The 16,509-nt window shown below is 65.4% G+C and carries 17 protein-coding genes; 9 read left to right on the top strand and 8 right to left on the bottom strand.

Annotated features, from left to right (window positions below; genetic code table 11):
• The first annotated feature begins 6 nt into the window (after nucleotides 1-6).
• Genes JOF56_RS11635 through JOF56_RS11625 form a run of 3 tightly spaced genes read left to right on the top strand, consistent with a single transcriptional unit; the run spans nucleotide 7 to nucleotide 1,254 of the window.
• Nucleotides 7-237: a hypothetical protein gene (locus tag JOF56_RS11635; RefSeq protein ID WP_209637136.1), complete on the top strand. Its 231-nt coding sequence runs from the start codon at nucleotides 7-9 to the stop codon at nucleotides 235-237.
• Nucleotides 230-592, top strand: a complete 363-nt coding sequence (locus tag JOF56_RS11630; RefSeq protein ID WP_209637134.1) for a toxin-antitoxin system YwqK family antitoxin — start codon at nucleotides 230-232, stop codon at nucleotides 590-592. Before JOF56_RS11635 ends, JOF56_RS11630 begins: the two co-directional genes overlap by 8 nt.
• Nucleotides 589-1,254: an endonuclease V gene (locus JOF56_RS11625; protein ID WP_209637133.1), complete on the top strand. Its 666-nt coding sequence runs from the start codon at nucleotides 589-591 to the stop codon at nucleotides 1,252-1,254. Before JOF56_RS11630 ends, JOF56_RS11625 begins: the two co-directional genes overlap by 4 nt.
• Here the strand turns inward: JOF56_RS11625 and JOF56_RS11620 are convergent.
• On the bottom strand, nucleotides 1,216-2,634 hold the full coding sequence (locus JOF56_RS11620) for a M20/M25/M40 family metallo-hydrolase (protein WP_209637131.1): 1,419 nt from the start codon (nucleotides 2,632-2,634) through the stop codon (nucleotides 1,216-1,218). The genes JOF56_RS11625 and JOF56_RS11620 overlap by 39 nt on opposite strands.
• Nucleotides 2,635-3,013: 379 nt before the next feature.
• Here JOF56_RS11620 and pdhA point away from each other — a divergent pair, with 379 nt between their 5' ends.
• Genes pdhA through JOF56_RS11605 form a run of 3 tightly spaced genes read left to right on the top strand, consistent with a single transcriptional unit; the run spans nucleotide 3,014 to nucleotide 6,548 of the window.
• The gene (pdhA, locus tag JOF56_RS11615) at nucleotides 3,014-4,222 is read left to right on the top strand and encodes a pyruvate dehydrogenase (acetyl-transferring) E1 component subunit alpha (protein ID WP_209637130.1); all 1,209 of its coding nucleotides are present in this window, start codon (nucleotides 3,014-3,016) and stop codon (nucleotides 4,220-4,222) included.
• A gap of 1 nt (nucleotide 4,223) precedes the next feature.
• A complete protein-coding gene (locus JOF56_RS11610; RefSeq protein ID WP_209637128.1) occupies nucleotides 4,224-5,252 on the top strand; it encodes an alpha-ketoacid dehydrogenase subunit beta in 1,029 nt (342 codons plus the stop codon).
• A gap of 3 nt (nucleotides 5,253-5,255) precedes the next feature.
• On the top strand, nucleotides 5,256-6,548 hold the full coding sequence (locus JOF56_RS11605) for a dihydrolipoamide acetyltransferase family protein (protein ID WP_209637126.1): 1,293 nt from the start codon (nucleotides 5,256-5,258) through the stop codon (nucleotides 6,546-6,548).
• On the opposite strand, the gene JOF56_RS11600 is transcribed toward JOF56_RS11605, so the two are convergent.
• Nucleotides 6,545-7,114 (bottom strand): TIGR03086 family metal-binding protein, encoded by a 570-nt coding sequence (locus JOF56_RS11600; protein WP_209637124.1) that lies wholly within the window; start codon nucleotides 7,112-7,114, stop codon nucleotides 6,545-6,547. The genes JOF56_RS11605 and JOF56_RS11600 overlap by 4 nt on opposite strands.
• A gap of 51 nt (nucleotides 7,115-7,165) precedes the next feature.
• On the opposite strand from JOF56_RS11600, the gene JOF56_RS11595 reads away from it, so the two are divergent.
• On the top strand, nucleotides 7,166-7,900 hold the full coding sequence (locus JOF56_RS11595; protein ID WP_209637122.1) for an AraC family transcriptional regulator: 735 nt from the start codon (nucleotides 7,166-7,168) through the stop codon (nucleotides 7,898-7,900).
• Here the strand turns inward: JOF56_RS11595 and JOF56_RS11590 are convergent.
• Nucleotides 7,894-8,853 (bottom strand): aldo/keto reductase, encoded by a 960-nt coding sequence (locus JOF56_RS11590; protein WP_245378238.1) that lies wholly within the window; start codon nucleotides 8,851-8,853, stop codon nucleotides 7,894-7,896. The two genes, JOF56_RS11595 and JOF56_RS11590, sit on opposite strands and share 7 nt — an antisense overlap.
• A 46-nt stretch (nucleotides 8,854-8,899) precedes the next feature.
• On the opposite strand from JOF56_RS11590, the gene pdxR reads away from it, so the two are divergent.
• Nucleotides 8,900-10,261 carry a MocR-like pyridoxine biosynthesis transcription factor PdxR gene (gene pdxR / locus JOF56_RS11585; RefSeq protein ID WP_209637118.1) on the top strand — a complete coding sequence of 454 codons (1,362 nt, stop codon included), beginning with the start codon at nucleotides 8,900-8,902 and terminating at the stop codon, nucleotides 10,259-10,261.
• Here pdxR and JOF56_RS11580 read toward each other — a convergent pair.
• Complete coding sequence (locus JOF56_RS11580; protein WP_307855048.1) at nucleotides 10,218-10,739, bottom strand: SCP2 sterol-binding domain-containing protein; 522 nt, start codon at nucleotides 10,737-10,739, stop codon at nucleotides 10,218-10,220. The two genes, pdxR and JOF56_RS11580, sit on opposite strands and share 44 nt — an antisense overlap.
• A gap of 68 nt (nucleotides 10,740-10,807) precedes the next feature.
• Nucleotides 10,808-11,449, bottom strand: coding sequence for an SCP2 sterol-binding domain-containing protein (locus tag JOF56_RS11575; protein ID WP_209637116.1), 642 nt, complete (start codon nucleotides 11,447-11,449; stop codon nucleotides 10,808-10,810).
• An 86-nt stretch (nucleotides 11,450-11,535) separates the two neighbouring features.
• On the opposite strand from JOF56_RS11575, the gene JOF56_RS11570 reads away from it, so the two are divergent.
• Entirely contained in the window at nucleotides 11,536-12,183 is a 648-nt protein-coding gene (locus JOF56_RS11570) for a TetR/AcrR family transcriptional regulator (protein WP_209637114.1), read from the top strand.
• A 148-nt stretch (nucleotides 12,184-12,331) separates the two neighbouring features.
• Here JOF56_RS11570 and ltrA read toward each other — a convergent pair whose 3' ends face one another.
• The 3 genes from ltrA to JOF56_RS11555 all read right to left on the bottom strand — a co-directional run bounded on the left by ltrA (nucleotide 12,332) and on the right by JOF56_RS11555 (nucleotide 16,479).
• Entirely contained in the window at nucleotides 12,332-13,591 is a 1,260-nt protein-coding gene (gene ltrA, locus JOF56_RS11565) for a group II intron reverse transcriptase/maturase (RefSeq protein ID WP_209636696.1), read from the bottom strand.
• Between the two features lie 718 nt (nucleotides 13,592-14,309).
• The gene (locus JOF56_RS11560; RefSeq protein WP_209637112.1) at nucleotides 14,310-15,161 is read right to left on the bottom strand and encodes a MaoC family dehydratase; all 852 of its coding nucleotides are present in this window, start codon (nucleotides 15,159-15,161) and stop codon (nucleotides 14,310-14,312) included.
• Nucleotide 15,162: 1 nt separating this feature from the next.
• Nucleotides 15,163-16,479 carry a 3-oxoacyl-ACP reductase gene (locus JOF56_RS11555; protein WP_209637110.1) on the bottom strand — a complete coding sequence of 439 codons (1,317 nt, stop codon included), beginning with the start codon at nucleotides 16,477-16,479 and terminating at the stop codon, nucleotides 15,163-15,165.
• Nucleotides 16,480-16,509 lie beyond the last annotated feature (30 nt).

Here is a 16,509-nt window from a genome sequence, read left to right as displayed (position 1 = left end):
CGAGTTGTGCAGATCTTCTTCCGCAAGGACCAAGAGGACGCCCAGATGGTGCGGTACTCCTTCGGCGACGACTTCGAACATTTCATCCGCACGCTGACCGTGGCCAAGCAGACGAGCCGGTACACGCCGGACGACGGCCGGGAAGACCGGGTGTTCCGCAAGGCCAGTTGGGGCATCGCCGGTCGCTTCAAGCAAACCGGCGAGTGGCCGGAGCGCGGTTCGCACACCAGTGGCTGAGCCCGCGCGGATCGACTTCGACGACGCTGACTGCCAGGACGGTCTCCTGATCACCTACCAGGGCACTCCGTTCACCGGTGAGGTCTTCGAGAGACATCCGAACGGCCAAGTCATCGCGGTCACGGGCTACACGGATGGCCGAGAGGACGGTCCTTCGCATGAGTGGTATCCCACTGGCGAGCTCAAGGCAAAGGGACTGGTCAGCAACGGCCGGGCGGTCGGGCTGCACCAGGAGTGGTTCCGGGATGGCAGCTTGACTCGCGAGGACCACTTTGACAACAAGGGGAACCTGCTCGCTTCGCGAACGTGGAACGAGGACGGCGTGCTGACCGAGGAAAAGATCTACCGCCGATGACCACTGTCGAAGAAGCGGTGGCGTTGCAGGAAGAGCTTGCGCCACAAGTGATTCGTACCGTGCCCGACGGGTTCTCACCGAAGGTCGCCGTCGGGTTGGACGTGGCCTACGGCAGTGACGATCTCGTTGCAGCCGCGGTCTGTGTGGATGTGGCCACGTTGGAGATCGTGGACAGCGTGGCCGTCCGGGACGTGACGGATTTTCCTTATGTGCCTGGGTTGTTCGCGTTCCGGGAGTTGCCGTCGCTGCTCAAGGCGTTGGACAGGCTCAAGGTTGTGCCGGATGTGCTGGTCTGCGATGGGCAGGGGATCGCGCATCCGCGCCGGTTCGGGCTCGCTTCCCACGCTGGAGTGGTGACCGGGTTGCCGTCGGTCGGCGTGGGGAAGCAAGCGCTTGGCCACTACGACCCACCGGGGCCTGGGCGCGGCGACTGGACGCCGTTGGTGGACAACGACGAAGTCGTCGGCCGGGCCCTGCGCACACAGGCCGGCGTGAAGCCGGTGTTCGTCTCCATCGGACACAAGATCGACCTGGACACGGCCACCGAGCTGGTGCTCAGGCTGAGCCCCAAGTACCGGCTGCCCGAGACGACTCGGGCAGCCGATCAGCTGGGCCGACGGGTGTCAGCGGGTGGCGTGGGCGTGCAGGACGTGACCGACTGACGCGGTGACGCGGGCTGCTTGGCCCAGGTGGAGCCATTCGTTGGGGACGTGGATGTTGCTGTCGGCGCCGCATGCGCCGGTGACGAGGAACTGGGCCTCGGGGTAGGTCTCGGCGAGCAGGCCCATGAAGGGGATGGAGCCGCCGAGGCCGACAGTGCCCCACGGGGCGTCGAACACCGTGGTGCTGACCTTGTCGACGGCGGTTTTCAGCCAGGGGGCGAGGGCGGGGGCGTCCCAGCCGTCGGCGGTGTCGGAGCGGGTGATCTCGACCTGGGCGCCGTAGGGCACGTCTGTGGTCAGGGCCTTGCGCAGCGACTCCAGACAAGCCGCCGAGTCCGCGGTCGGGGGCAGGCGGAAGCTCAGCGACAGCGTCGTGAAGGGCCGCAGGACGTTGCCCGCGTCGAGGGGCTGGGGCAGGCCGGAGGCGCCGATCACCGAGAGGGTCGGGCGCCAGCTGTTGTTGAGCAACAGGTCCAGGTCGTCGTCCGAGACCGGGCGGGTGCCTGCTGCGAACGGCCAGATCGAGGCGATCTTGCCTGCCGAGGCGGCGGCGCTGACACGGGCCTCCTCGACGCGGTGCGACGGGATTTCCACGTGCATCTCGGGCACGAGGACCTCGCCGGTGGTGGAGTTCTCGATCCGGTCGAGCAGGGTCCGCATGATCCGGAAGGAGCTCGGCACGATGCCGCTGGCCATCCCGGAGTGGGCACCGGAGTCGAGCACGCGCACGGTCACGTCGGTGGAAACCATGCCACGCAGCGAAGTCGTGATCCACAGCCGGGAGTAGTCGGAGCCGCCGGAATCCAGGCACACGACCAGGGTCACCTCGCCGAGCCGGTCCTTGAGGTGCATCAGGTACGGCGCCAGGTCAGGGCTGCCGGATTCCTCGCTGGTCTCGAGCAGGATCACGCAGCGAGCGTGCGAACCACCGGCGGCACGTACGCCTTCGATAGCGGCTATCGCGGCGTAGCCGGAGTAGCCGTCGTCGGCGGCGCCGCGGCCGTACAGCCGGCCGTCGCGGATCACTGGGGTCCACGGGCCCAGGCCGTCGGCCCAGCCACCGACCGGAGGCTGTTTGTCCAGGTGGCCGTAGAGCACGACGGTGCCCGCGTCCTCGGCACCTGGGGTGGCCGGGACGTCGATCAGCACGAGCGGCGTACGGCCGTCGAGCCGGACTGTCTCCACGGTCGTGCCAGGCAGGTTGCGGTCCGTGACCCACTTGCTCACGTGGGCGGCCGCGTCGTCGAGATGGCCGTTCTGCGCCCAGGCCGGGTCGAACACCGGGGACAGTGCCGGGATCGCGACCAGGTCGGACAGGCTGGGCAGGATCTCTGTGTCCCAGAGCCTGGTGACGGTCGAGTTCAGTGCGTTGTGCTCCACACCCCGATCCTGTCACGACCGGGGATGTAGTCCAGATCACATCGGTTGCGAGGGTGTCCAACCGGTTCGGTCCGCGGTCGGGACCGGATTGGTCCGATCGTGCCTCTGGCGTGCACCGCGCGTGTTCAGAACCTGCCGGTGCTGGGAACCCCGATCATTGGGCATCCTACGATTTTGCCTGTTCAGGACCATTTTGAGACGATTCTGGGAACGTGCGTGCCTCACCGGATCGGGTATGCGCGTGCCAGGATGAATGTGACAGCCGTCAACGCCGACCGTCGCTGTCCGCCTCTCACCGGAGGTGGCGGAGCCGGCCGGAGTGGCCGCCAGGTGCCTGCCACAAGCGGTGCCGTGGCCTCAACACGAGGAGAAAAGCCGCATGTCGTCCCCAGAACAGTGGACGCACCCGGAGCCGGGCGGCGGTCCAGCCGCCACCGCGGCCCAACCGACCAAAGAGCAGGTGCTCGCGGGTTTGCGTGCGACTAATGAAGGCGGCGCGGAGCTGGTCGAGCTCCTGACGCCGGAGGGTGAGCGAGTCGCGAACCCCGAGTTCGACAAGTACGTCGAGGACATCGGTGCCGAAGAGCTGTGCGGGCTGTACCGCGACATGGTTCTCGTCCGCCGCGCGGACCGCGAGGGCAACGCGTTGCAACGGCAGGGCCAGCTCGGTATCTGGGTTCCGCTGCTCGGTCAGGAAGCCGCGCAGATCGGCGCGGGCCGTGCGCTGAAACCGCAGGACATGGCGTTCCCCAGCTACCGCGAGCACGGTGTCGCGTGGTGCCGGGGGATCCGGCCGGAGCAGATCCTCGCGACGTTCCGCGGCACTGAGCACTCCGAGTGGGATCCGGCCGAGCACCGCTTCCACCCGTACACGATCGTCATCGGCAACCAGGTCCTCAACGCGACCGGGTACGCGATGGGCCAGCGGTTCGAGGGCAAGGTCGGCCACGAACCGGACGCCGAGGCCACCATGGTCTTCTTCGGCGACGGCGCCACCAGCCAGGGCGACGTGCACGAAGGCTTCGTCTGGGCGGCGGTCTACGACGCGCCTGTGGTGTTCTTCTGCCAGAACAACCAGTGGGCGATCTCCGAGCCGACCGAGCGCCAGAGCCGGCTGCCGCTCTACCAGCGCGCCCGCGGTTACGGCTTCCCCGGCATCCGGGTGGACGGCAACGACGTCCTGGCATCGCTGGCGGTGTCCCGCTGGGCGTTGGAAGAGTGCCGATCCGGCAACGGCCCTGTGCTGATCGAGGCCTTCACCTACCGGATGGACGCGCACACCACGTCCGACGACCCGACCCGCTATCGCCTCTCCGACGAGCTCGAAGCGTGGAAGCTCAAGGACCCGATCGAGCGGGTCCGGGTGCATTTGGTCCGCAACGGCATGGCCGAACCGGAGTTCTTCGACCAGGTGCAGCTGGAGGCCGATGAACTCGCCTCGGAGCTGCGCGCGTACTGCTTCAACATGCCCGACCCGCCGGCCGAGCGGATCTTCTCCCAGGTCTACGCCGAGGGAAACCCGCTGCTGGACAAGCAGCGCGACGAGTACCTCGCCTACCTGGCCGGTTTCGAGGGAGGTGCGCACTGAAATGGCGGCACCAGTGATGGACAAGACTTCTGACAAGGACACTGCACCCGCGACTGCTGTCAAGCAGACCATGGGCAAGGCGATCAACAACGGCCTGCGCGCGGCCATGGAGCGCGACCCCAAGGTGATCGTCATGGGTGAGGACGTCGGCAAGATGGGCGGCGTCTACCGGATCACCGACGGCCTGCAGAAGGACTTCGGCGAGCACCGGGTGCTCGACACCCCGCTGGCCGAGTCGGGCATCGTCGGCACGGCCGTGGGTCTGGCGATCCGCGGTTTCCGGCCGGTCTGCGAGATCCAGTTCGAGGGTTTCATCTTCCCGGCGTTCGACCAGATCTCCAGCCAGGTCGCCAAGTTGCACTACCGGACCCAGGGCAAGACCAAGGTGCCCATCGTGATCCGGGTGCCGTTCGGCGGCGGCGTGGGCGCGGTGGAGCACCACTCCGAGTCGCCCGAGTCGTACTTCGCGCACATGCCTGGGATCAAGGTCGTCTCCTGCTCGAACCCGGTGGACGCGTACTGGATGATCCAGCAGGCGATCGACTGCGACGACCCGGTGCTGTTCTTCGAGCCGAAGCGGCGCTACCACGAGAAAGACCAGATCGACACCGAGGCGACGCCGTACCCGTTGTTCAAGTCACGCGTCTTGCGCACGGGAACGGCTGCGACGCTCGCGTCGTACGGCCCGTTGGTGAAGACCTGCCTGGACGCGGCGAACGCGGCCGCCGAGGACGGTCTTGACCTTGAGGTAATCGACCTGCGGACGTTGTCGCCGCTGGACCTCGAGCCGGTGTTCGAGTCGGTACGCCGCACCGGGCACCTGGTCGTCGCCAGCGAAGCGCCTGGTGAGGTGTCGATCGCGTCCGAGATCGCCAGCCGGGTGCAGCAGGAGTGCTTCTACTCGCTGGAGGCCCCGGTGCTGAAGGTGACCGGGTTCGACACGCCCTACCCGCCGTCGAAGGTGGAGGAGGAGTACCTCCCCGACCTCGATCGCGTGCTCGACGCCGTCGACCGATCGCTGGCGTGGTGAACCGTGCCTGACTACAAGCACTTCCCGTTGCCCGACGTGGGCGAAGGCCTGGTCGAGGCCGAGATCCTGACCTGGCACGTGCAGGTGGGCTCGAAGGTCAAGGTCAACGACATCTTCGTGGAGATCGAGACCTCCAAGGCCGCGGTCGAACTGCCCGCGCCGTACGAGGGCGTGGTCACCGAACTGCTCGCCGAGCCGGGCCAGACGGTCGCGGTCGGCACACCGATCATCGTGTTCGACGTCGACCCGGACGGCGTGGAGAAGCCGTCCTCGGACAACGGCGGCGGTACGAAGATCGGCGAGGAGAGCGCGGACGGCCGGATCCAGAGCCTGGTCGGCTACGGCCCGAAGACCGGTGCGGCAAAACGCCGTGCCCGCAAGGGTTCCACGCCCGCACCGGCGCCGGTCGTGGTCGCTCCGGCACCCGAGCCTGAACCCGTCGCGGTCGCCGGCGGCTACGTGCCGTTGGCGAAGCCGCCGGTCCGCAAGCTGGCCAAGGAACTCGGCGTGGATCTGCGTGCGCTGGCGACCGAAGGCCAGGTCATCACGCGTGACGACGTCCAGCGGGCGGCCGAACCGGTCACTCCCGTTGTCACATCTGGTGAGCGTGAACGCCGGGTACAGGTCCGCGGTGTCCGTAAGGCCACAGCCAAGGCGATGGTGGAAAGTGCTTTCACCGCGCCGCACGTCACCGAGTTCATGACCATCGACGTCACGCCGATGATGGAACTACGCGCGAAACTGAAGAACCACCCGCAGTTCCGGGACGTGAAGCTGACGCCGTTGACCTTCGCGGCAAAGGCAGTGCTGCTGGCCATGCGTCGTACGCCGGACATCAACGCGGTGTGGGACGGCGAAGAGATCGTCTACAAGTCCTATGTGCACCTTGGGATCGCCGCGGCCACCCCGCGTGGCCTGGTCGTCCCCAAGGTGCACGACGCCGACCAGATGTCACTGCGTGAGCTGGCCCAGGCCTTGGAAGCGCTGACCGCCAAGGCCCGGGACGGCAAGACCACCCCGGCCGAAATGGCCAACGGGACGTTCACGATCACCAACATCGGTGTGTTCGGTGTGGACACCGGGACACCGATCATCAACCCGGGCGAGTCGGCGATCCTGGCGCTCGGAACGATCCGTGACATGCCGTGGGTGGTCGACGGTCAGGTCGTGCCGCGCAAGATCTGCCAGCTGTCGCTGAGTTTCGACCACCGGGTGATCGACGGCCAGCAAGGCTCCGAATTCCTCGCGGACGTCGGTGCCCTGCTCGCCGATCCCAGCATCGCGATCACGTACTAGCGCGGCTCCCGGCCGGTCAGGCCGAGGATCCGGTCGAGCAGCGGGGCGTCTGCGGGCACAGGTACTTCTGGCCCGTAGACGCCCATGTCGCGCCCTTGCTGGGCGCCGGCTTCGACGTCTTTGTACACGTAGGCCAGGACTTCGTCGTCCCACTCAGGATTCTGGCCGGTGGCCCGCGCCAGGTCAGTGGCGTGCACGATGACCTCACCGACGACCATGCCGCCGACCAGCGCGGCGGGCATCTCGGTCGGGCCGCCCATGTGCGTGGTGCCTTCCCACGCGGCCGGGTCGCTCCAGGACGCGGTGAGCGTCTCCAGGTGCGCGACCAGCTTCGGCTGCCAGTCGGCCGGAAGATCCACTTCGGACTCCGGGACGGTCGGCGGCGGCACCGACTCCTTGCGCGCGGCGCCTTCCAGCGAAGGTCCCCAGTACAGCAGGTGGTTGAGCAGCTTGCGGACGTCGAACTGCGCGCATGGCGTCGCCGCGCCGAGCTGATCGGGCGTGATGCCACGGACCACATCGATGACGGGCGCGGTCGCGTGCTTGATCAACTGGTCTCCAGACATGGGCCCCACCCTAAAATGTCCCGACCGCGGCGTATTGAACAAAGGCGACCGATGAGCAGGGATCCGCGCGAACTGGCCTGGCGGAAGTTCCAGAGCCACGAGTTCGCCGCGCCTGCCGAAGACCTCGCGCCGTACGTGGCCAGGTACTGGATGGTCGAGTGGGACTACGACGAGCCGTACCGGCAGTTGATCGTGCCGTATCCCAATGTGCACCTGACCTTCCAGGGCGGCTCGGCGAACCTGAACGGCGTGTCCAGTGGGCATGTGTTCCAGGTGCTCGACGGCCGGGCGAGCGTGTTCGGGATCGCCTTCCGGCCCGGGTGTTTCCGGCCGTTTCTGCGACGACCGGTCACCTCCATCACCGACCAGGTGATTCCCGCAGCAGAGGTGTTCCGGGATTTGCCATCGCGTCATGAGATACCAGTGGTCGAGGAGTTCCTGCGAGCCAATCTGCCCGAGCCCGATCCCAAGGCGGAACTGTCGGCGCGGATTGTGGAGCGAATCGCTGCGGCGCCGGAGATCGTGCGGGTCGACGTTCTGGCAAAGGAGTTCGAGACGACTGTCCGCCAATTGCAGCGGCTGTTCGCCGAGCATGTCGGGGTCGGGCCGAAGTGGGTGATCCGCCGGTACCGGCTGCACGAGGTGACCGAGCGAATGGCCAAGGGCGCGACAATCGACTGGGCGGGCCTGGCCGCCGATCTCGGATACGCCGACCAGGCCCACTTCACCCGCGACTTCACGGGAATGTTCGGCGAAACCCCCAGCCGATACGCCGAGCGCTACTGACCTAGCAATTTCACATGGTGCGGTTCAAGTTTCAGGTCGAACGCCGGGACGTAGTCCTCGTAGTGTTCCCACGTCCGCGGGCCGATGATCGGGATCGTCCGTTCTGACTGCTGCAACCACGCAAGCACGACCTGGCTCTTGGTCACGCCCAGTTCCACCGCGACTGTTTCGAGACCGGCGAGCCGGATTTCGGCGTCCGGTCCGGCGTACTGCTTCCAGATCGGTTTGTCGACGCGGCCTTCGTAGACGCCGCCCAGGATCGGCGAGTACGCGGCCAGTGAGATGTCGTCGGTGGCAGCCAGATAGTCGAGCATGTCCTGGCCTGCGACGTTTCGCGTTCCCGCGACCGGCCGGAGATAGGAGTGCTGTTGCTGCACGGCGACCGGCGCGGACCTCCAGCCGTTTTGCCGCGTCAGCGCGTGGATGCGTTCCAGCCGCCAGGTCCAGACGTTGCTCCAGCCGATGTACCGGACCTTGCCCGCGCGCACGATCTCGTCGAGCGCTTCGAGCGTCTCCTCCAACGGCGTGACCATGTCGTCGACATGGATGTAGTAGAGGTCGATGTGATCGGTGTCCAGCCTCCGCAGGCTCGCGTCGATGCCGCGGCGGATGACCTTCGCGCTGGCACCTTCGTAATACGGTTCACCTTTGCCGCTCGCGTGAGCGGCCGCATAGTCGGTGAGCAGAGCCGAGACCTTGGTGGCCAGGAAAACCTTGTCCCGTTTGCCTTTCAGCAGCCTGCCGAGGAGTTTCTCGCTCTCGCCGCCGGTGGACTCCGGCGAGGTCCACCACGCGTAGCAGTCGGCGGTGTCCAGGAAGTCGCCACCGGCTTCCAGGTAGGAGTTCAGAATCCGCTCGGAGGTCTGCTCGTCGGTGGAAGTGCCCATGAGCATGCAGCCAAGCGAGATCTGGCTGACCGTCTGGCCAGTGCGCCCGAGTTCGACTCTCTTCATGAGAATCACGCTATGACCGATCGGTCCGGCAGTATGGTCCATTGATGTGGCCAGATCACAGACCAATTTGGGCTGGGACGTCCTCCTGGATGTTTCCGGCCGGGGCGCACGGCACGAACAGCTCGCACGCGCCTTACGCAAGGCGATCCGTGATGGCGTGCTCGGTCAAGGCGCCGCGTTGCCACCAAGCCGCAAACTCGCCGACGACCTGAGTTGCTCGCGTTGGGTGGTCACGCAGGCGTACGCGCAACTGGTGGCCGAGGGGTATCTCGTCGCGCGCACAGGCTCGGCCACTCGCGTGAGTTGGTCGGGTGTGTTGGATCGTTCCGTGCCACCTCGGCCAAGTCCGAGCCCGCCGCGTTACGACTTGGCGCCCGGTCTTCCGGATCTTCGTGCTTTTCCGCGTCGGCGCTGGGCGGACGCACTGCGCGAAGTGCTGTCCTCGGTCCCGCACACCGACCTCGGCGTGCCGGTTCCCGGCGGACACCCGAGGCTGCGTGCGGTACTGGCTGAATATCTGCGCCGATGCCGGGGTGCGGTCACCGAGGATGTGCTGATCTGTTCGGGCGTCACCAGCGGGGTCACGCTCGTGGGCCGGGCGCTGCACGCGGCCGGGATCACGCGGGTCGTGATGGAGGAACCGGGCTGGCCACGCGTCCGGCAGGCGGCAACGACCGCAGGACTGACGGTCGTTTCGGTTCCTGTCGATGCCGAAGGCCTGTGTGTTGACCAGATCCCGGACGGCGTTCGCGCGGTGATCGTCACGCCCGCACACCAATTTCCTTCGGGGGTTGTGCTGACTCCGGCACGGCGGGCCGCGTTGCTCGCGTGGGCACGTGCTGTCGACGGCCTGATCCTGGAGGACGACTACGACGCCGAGTTCCGTTACGACCGCCGTCCCGTGGGGACTGTGCAGGGAATGGATCCACGGCGGGTGGTGCTGCTCGGCTCGGTCAGCAAGACGCTGAGTCCGGCACTCGGGATCGGTTGGTGTGTCGTTCCGCCCCAATGGACGCTTGCGGTCACGGAAGCGAACCCCACGGCGTCGGCGCCGCCCGTGCTGGATCAGTTGGCGTTGGCGGCTTTCATCGAGCAGGGCTCCTACGACCGATACCTGCGTGCGGCCCGGCTGCGGTACCGAAACCGGCGAGATACCATGGTTTCCGCACTGGAGAACGTTTCCGGCGCGGCAGCTGGGCTACATCTGTTGCTGCACTTGGATTCTGACGCGACTTCGGTTGTCCAGCACGCTGCGGCGAACGGCTTGCGGCTGGTGAGCCTGGATTCCTATCGCAGCGCCCCTGGCGATCCCGCGCTTGTGCTCGGGTACGGCAACGTTGCCGACGGCTCGTTGCCCGCAGCGATCACTGTTCTCCAGGAGGCGCTGACGGCAGGTCGAAGTGGTTGACCAGACCTGCGACGAACGGAATGTCACCCTTCACTTTCACGCGACCGCGGATGAACAACAGCGGCGCCGAGGCGTTGCCGGTCGTGACTTTGAGGAAGTCCGAGGGCGTGATGGTCACCGTGGCGCGCGGATCCCGGTCTTGCACCATGCCTGACGTGCAGCGACCGCCCGCGATGACCGTCTGGTACCGCGAGAAGCCGCCTTCCTCGTAACCGCCGGTGAATCGCCAGTGCACAACCGCGTCCGGTGCGTCCGCCCGAACGTGCGCTGTCATTCTCGCGAAGATCTCCGTCAACACGACCGTACGCAGCTCGTGGTGTTCCATCAGAGCGTCGAGTTGCGCAATCGACGCTTGCTCGATGATCTGCACGAACGTCTCGGTGCTCAACGCGGACAGCTCGATCCCGGTACCCGCCGTACCGAGCATGTGTATGGTCTCGATCAGCCGCACGAACTGCGTCTCATCGAGTTTGCGCACGTCAATCGACCGAGCGAACGCATCGAACACGCCCGGTCCAGGCGCGGCGGGCAACCGGTTCCAGCGCCTCAAGGCTTCGGCAGGTCGAACAGGGTCAGCAGACCGGCCGCGAACGCGAGGTCGCCGCGCAGCTTCAGCTTGCCGGTCATGAACAGCACCGGCGCGGAGGCGTTCGAAGTGATCAGCCGGACGAACTCGTTCGGCGGCATGGTGATCGTGACCCGGCTCGGCGCGGACATCTCCCGGTTGACCGTGCAGGTGCCGTTGGAGATCACCGTCTCGTAGCGGTCGTAACCGTCTTCGCCTGTGCCGTTGGAGAACCGCCAGTGCACCACCGCGTCGACATCGCGGGCGCGGTCCTGGCGAAGATGCAGCTGCATCCGCCGGAAGATCTCACTGAGGATAAGGTTGCGCAGCTCAGGCCGGTCGAGCACGTCCTCCAACTGGCCCTTGCCTGCGTTCGCGATCGGCCGCGCGAAGGTCTGCGGCCCCATCCTGCTGAGGTCGATGCTCGCGGCGGACAGCCGCTGCAGACCGCTGATGAGCCGGACGAATTCGTCACCCTTGAGCTTGTCCGGGTCGATCATTTTCGCGATCGCGTCGATGTCGACGTCGGCGAGGCCGTCATCGGCCGGCTCGAGCCGGTCGATGAGCAGCACCAGCTCACTCGGGCTGAGTTTGCCGATGGCCTCGACACTGAGGTCGGGCATAAGTGCCTCCTCTTACCTACTCACGAGTAAGAATACGTATCGGTAGGTACCATGACAACCTCAAAGGCCTGGACCTGGAGGGTGCCGTGAGCGTCGAGGACCGTCGGGTCAAACGCCTGCCACGCGAAGTCCGCGAGAAGCAGATTCTGGACGCAGCCGTGCGCGTGTTCTCCGAACACGGCTACCACAACGCGTCCATGGACGAGATCTCCGAGGTCGCAGGCGTGTCCAAGCCAATGATCTACGCCTACCTCGGCTCCAAAGAGGACCTGTTCGCGGCCTGCATCCAGCGCGAGGCAAACCTGCTGATGGAAGCCATAGTCAGCGGAATAGACGCCGATGCACCTCCCGACATGCAACTCTGGATGGGCCTGCGCTCATTCTTCGAATTCGTCGGCTCGAACAAGCAAAGCTGGCGCGTCCTGCACCGCCAGGCAATCTCCCAGGGCGGCCCCTTCAGCGAAGAACTGCTCGCCATGCGCTCCCGCGCCATAAACCTGGTCGACGCCCTCCTGGTCCGCACCGCAACAAAACGCGGCATGGACGAACACACCCAGAAAAGCACCGAAGCCATGGCCGCAGCCCTGGTAGGCGCCAGCGAATCCCTCGCCGACTGGTGGCTCGACCACCCAGCAGTCCCCACCCGCGCCGTAGCCTCCTGGCTGATGAACCTAGTCTGGATGGGCTTCGGCGACCTGGTCGAAGGCAACGTCTGGACCCCCGCAGAACACTGAGGTCACAAACCTCGAACGCCGCCACTCGACTACGCCTGCGCGCCCCTCCTATAGGAGAGCATCCCCCACCCCAACCCGGGGGGCGGTCGAGTCGACGGCGGGAGTTTCACCCGCCGCCGCTCACAGAACCGTGCGTAAACCTCTCGGTTTACACGGCTCTTATTGCTCTGCCATCGGGCGTGACGTGGCGCCAATGAGAGAAGAGCCGGGGATAGGCCTGAGCGATCTCGGCCAGAGCCTTCCACGCCTTCCGTTGACGACGCCGGAACCGTTTATATTTCTGTGTCAGCCATCGCACCAACTGCTGATTGATACGATACAGGAGCGGGTTCAACATGAAGGCGCGATAACGCCCATAGTAGTTGAGCCACCCCGCGACAATGGGGTTGATCCACCGCGCGAGGTCTTTCCACATGAAGGTGACACGACGGCCTAGATGCCACGAGCGCACCTGCTTGCCCATCGCCACCATCGCATCCTTACTCACCGCGGGAAGGAAATTCATGAACAACTGCCCATGCTCGTTCTTCGCACTCCGAGCCCGAAAATCATATCCCAGAAACGTGAACCGCTCATGCATCGATGACCCACCACGGTTATCGTCCTTGCAATACACGATTTTCGTCTTGCCCGGATGCACTTCCAGCCCGAACCCGGCAAGCCGCGTGACGATCGCCGTCAACACCTCACGAGCCCGCTGCTCGCTACGGCAATGCACGACCACATCATCGCAGTACCGCTCGAACACCACACCCGGAAATTCCCGAGCAATCCACGTGTCGAACGCATAATGCAGGAACAGATTCGCCAGCACCGGCGAGATCGCCGACCCTTGCGGCGTCCCCTTCTCCGGAATGACCGTCGAACCATCCGACTGCCGGATGGGCGCGGTCAGCCACCGTTGCACATACAACGACACCCACCGCGCCGGAGCATGCTTCTCCACCGCCACAACGATCTCCCGATGCGGCACAGTGCCGAAAAACTCCTTGATATCCAGATCAATGACCCAGTCGTACCGCCAGCACCGCCGTCGGCACAACCCGACCGCATCCAACTGCGAGCGACCCGGTCGATACCCATAGGAATCCTGGTGAAACACCGGTTCCACCACCAACTCCAACGCCTTCGCCGCGACCGTCTGCGCCACCCGGTCGGCCACCGTCGGAACACCCAGCATCCTTGTCCCACCACCATGCGGCTTCGGAATCTCCACCGCCCGCACCGCCGGCGGGAAATACGTCCCCGAGGACATCCGATTCCAGATCTTGTACAGATTATTCTTCAGATCCTTCTCGAACTCCTCAACCGAGACCCCATCCACACCAGCGGCACCCCGGTTCCCGCGCACCACCTGGAACGCATCCCATACCTGCCACTTGTCAATCTCAAACGATTTTCCCGACACCAGTGATCCACCCTCACCACTCCTCCCAGCCCAAGATTGACTGGTTGATTTCTGGACTGAATCGCAGCAATCCGCCCCCTTCGCTCCACTCCCATTACAGAAGCTTCATCACTACTACGAGACGGTCCGCCCTCCTGTCCCGCGACCGATACTCCATCTCTCACAGGTCCGCTGCTTGAGACGCTCTCTCTCGCCGACCTCGAACAACCCGGGATCGTCTGTTTCGAGACGAGGAGTTCCCACATTCCGTATCAATGCCTGAATCGGGCTCACGCCACCTCTACGCCGGACACCGCTAGGCCAAGACAACAGGACACCCGCCCAACTCATCCCGGGACACAGGGACCGCCCCGGTTCTGATGCCACATATAATGGTAACGACGCGTCATTAATGGTTCACTGCACGATCGTCTTCCCGACTCACACCTGCCGCGATCAATTGCCACGGCTTTTCCATGACGCTCACCACCACGACTCATTCACCGCAGCAGCTCATGGCGGTTTGACACCGTCTCCTGCCCGACGGCGCCGGAGGGCCCACCTCCATCATCAACACAGCATTACCCGACAACAGAAGAGACTGCCAAGGTATTCGTAGCACACTCCCTGCTCCATTCTATCGGGGAAGCATGATCAACAAGGGTGGAGCGGGCTGCCTGTGGATAACTGGATTTGCGAGTGGGCCGTTCGCACGGGGGCGGAATTGCGGGGTGCGGGCTTAGGGTGGGGTGATTGTGCCGGTCAGGTGGGGTTTGGTTGTGCGGGCGTTGAAGAGGTCGAAGGTCCAGGTGTCGGCGGTGTGGGTGGTGGCGAAGGCGGCTTTGGAGGGGAGGAGGACTGGGGTTTTGAAGCGGACCTCCACCGTGTAGGCCTCGGGGAGGCGGCCTTCGAAGGCGGCGAGGCATCTGGCTTTTGTCCACATGCCGTGGGCTATGGCGCGGGGGAAGCCGAAGAGTTTGGCGGTCAGGGGGTGGAGGTGGATTGGGTTTCGGTCTCCGGCGACGTCCGCATATCTTCTGCCTATGTCGTCGGGGATGTGCCAGATGGCGCGGGGCTGGCGGGTGATGAGTTCGGGGCCGGTGCTGGAACTGCCTGAACTGCCGTTGCGGCGCAGGTAGGTGCTGACGCTTTGCCAGACGAGGTTGCCGGCGACGAAGGCTTCGGTGACCATGTCGAACTGGTGGCCTTTGGGGTGGGCGCGGAGGTCTTCCACGTGGACCCGCAGCCTTATGGGGGCGTCGGCGCGCAGGGGTTGTAGTTGGGTGATGCGGTTGGCGAGGTGGACTGAGCCGACGAGAGGGAAGGGGAAGTCGGCGTCGGTCATCAGCTTGACCTGCAAGGGGAAGCTGAGGATATGGGGGTAGGTGATCGGCAGTTCGTCTGTCAGGCGGAAGCCGCAGACTTTGTTGTAGGCCGAGAGGTGGGCTGGGTCCACGACGACTCCGTCGCGGCTGTACACAGTGGACGGCAGGGAGTCGCCGTGTTTGCTGAAGCCGGTCAGCACGGCTTTGCCGAACAGCATTGTCAGGTTTGGAGTCGAGTCGAGTTCGCGGGTGTGCGTGATCGGCATGTCAGGCTCCCAGCAGGCTCTGGCCACAGACGCGGACGATGTTGCCGTTCACCGCGCCGGACGCGGGGTTCGCGTACCAGGCAATGGTTTCCGCGACGTCGACGGGCAGGCCACCTTGGGACATGCTGTTCATCCGGCGGCCGGCCTCACGGATGAACAGCGGCACGGCGGCGGTCATCTTGGTCTCGATGAAGCCTGGGGCGACCGCGTTGATCGTGCCGCCCACCGAACTCAGCAAGGGGGCGTACGCGTTGACCATCCCGATCACGCCGGCTTTGCTGGCGCCGTAGTTGGTCTGGCCGACGTTGCCGGCGATTCCGGCGATGGAGGACACGCCGATGATCCGGCCGCCGTGGTTCAGGGTTCCCGCAAGCAGTGCGTCGTTGATCCGCAGCTGGCTGGCCAGGTTCACCGAGAGCACGGCGTCCCACTGTGCCTCGGACATCTTCGACAGGGTCTTGTCCCTGGTGATGCCCGCGTTGTGCACGACGATGTCGACACCGTCATGCCGTGCGCGGAAGTAGTCGACGAGCTGGGCCGGGGCCTCTGGCGCGGTGATGTCGAGCTGCAGTGACGAACCGCCGACCCGGTTGGCCACCGCGGAGAGATCTTCGCCCTGAGCCGGGATGTCCAGCACCACAACGTGGGCGCCGTCGCGGGCGAGCACATCGGCGATGGACGCACCGATGCCACGTGAACCGCCTGTGACCAGTGCGGTCTTGCCTGCGAGCGGGGTCAGCCAGTTCTCTGGGCGGGTAACGGTTCCCGCGCCGATTCGGATGACCTGCGCGTCCACGTAAGCGGACTTGCCCGACAGCAGGAAGCGCAGCGTCGACTCGATGCCGTCCTCGGCGCCGGGCTCCACGTAGACCAGCTGAACAGTGGCGCCACGCTTGAGTTCCTTACCGACCGAACGTGTGAAGCCTTCGAGCGCACGCTGGGCGATCGACTCTTTCGAACCGTCCGGTGTGGTACCGAGAACGACGATCCGGCCAGACGCGGCCACGCTCCGGACGCGCGGGTGGAAGAAGTCGTAGAGCTCGCGCAGGCGGTCCGGGCTGTCTATGCCGGTCGCATCGAACACCAGGGCGCCCGGCTTCTCCTCGGTGTCGCGGACCTCGATGCCCGCACTGTCGAGGATCTTGCGGATTTGTTCTTCCAGACGACCACCTTTGGCCGAGCCGACAACGGCCGGGCCGGGCAGCGGGGGCTGATCGGGCGAGTATCGCCGAAGTGGGGCCGGATCTGGCAGGCCGAGCCGGCTGACCAGGAACTTCCCCGGGCCGGAACGGCTGAATCGCTGGTAGCGATCGGTCATCGGGCGCCTCCCTACTCGCGGTAATACTAC

The organism is Kibdelosporangium banguiense, from assembly GCF_017876405.1.
Taxonomy (GTDB): domain Bacteria; phylum Actinomycetota; class Actinomycetes; order Mycobacteriales; family Pseudonocardiaceae; genus Kibdelosporangium; species Kibdelosporangium banguiense.
This window is presented reverse-complemented; position numbering and strand designations above follow the sequence as displayed.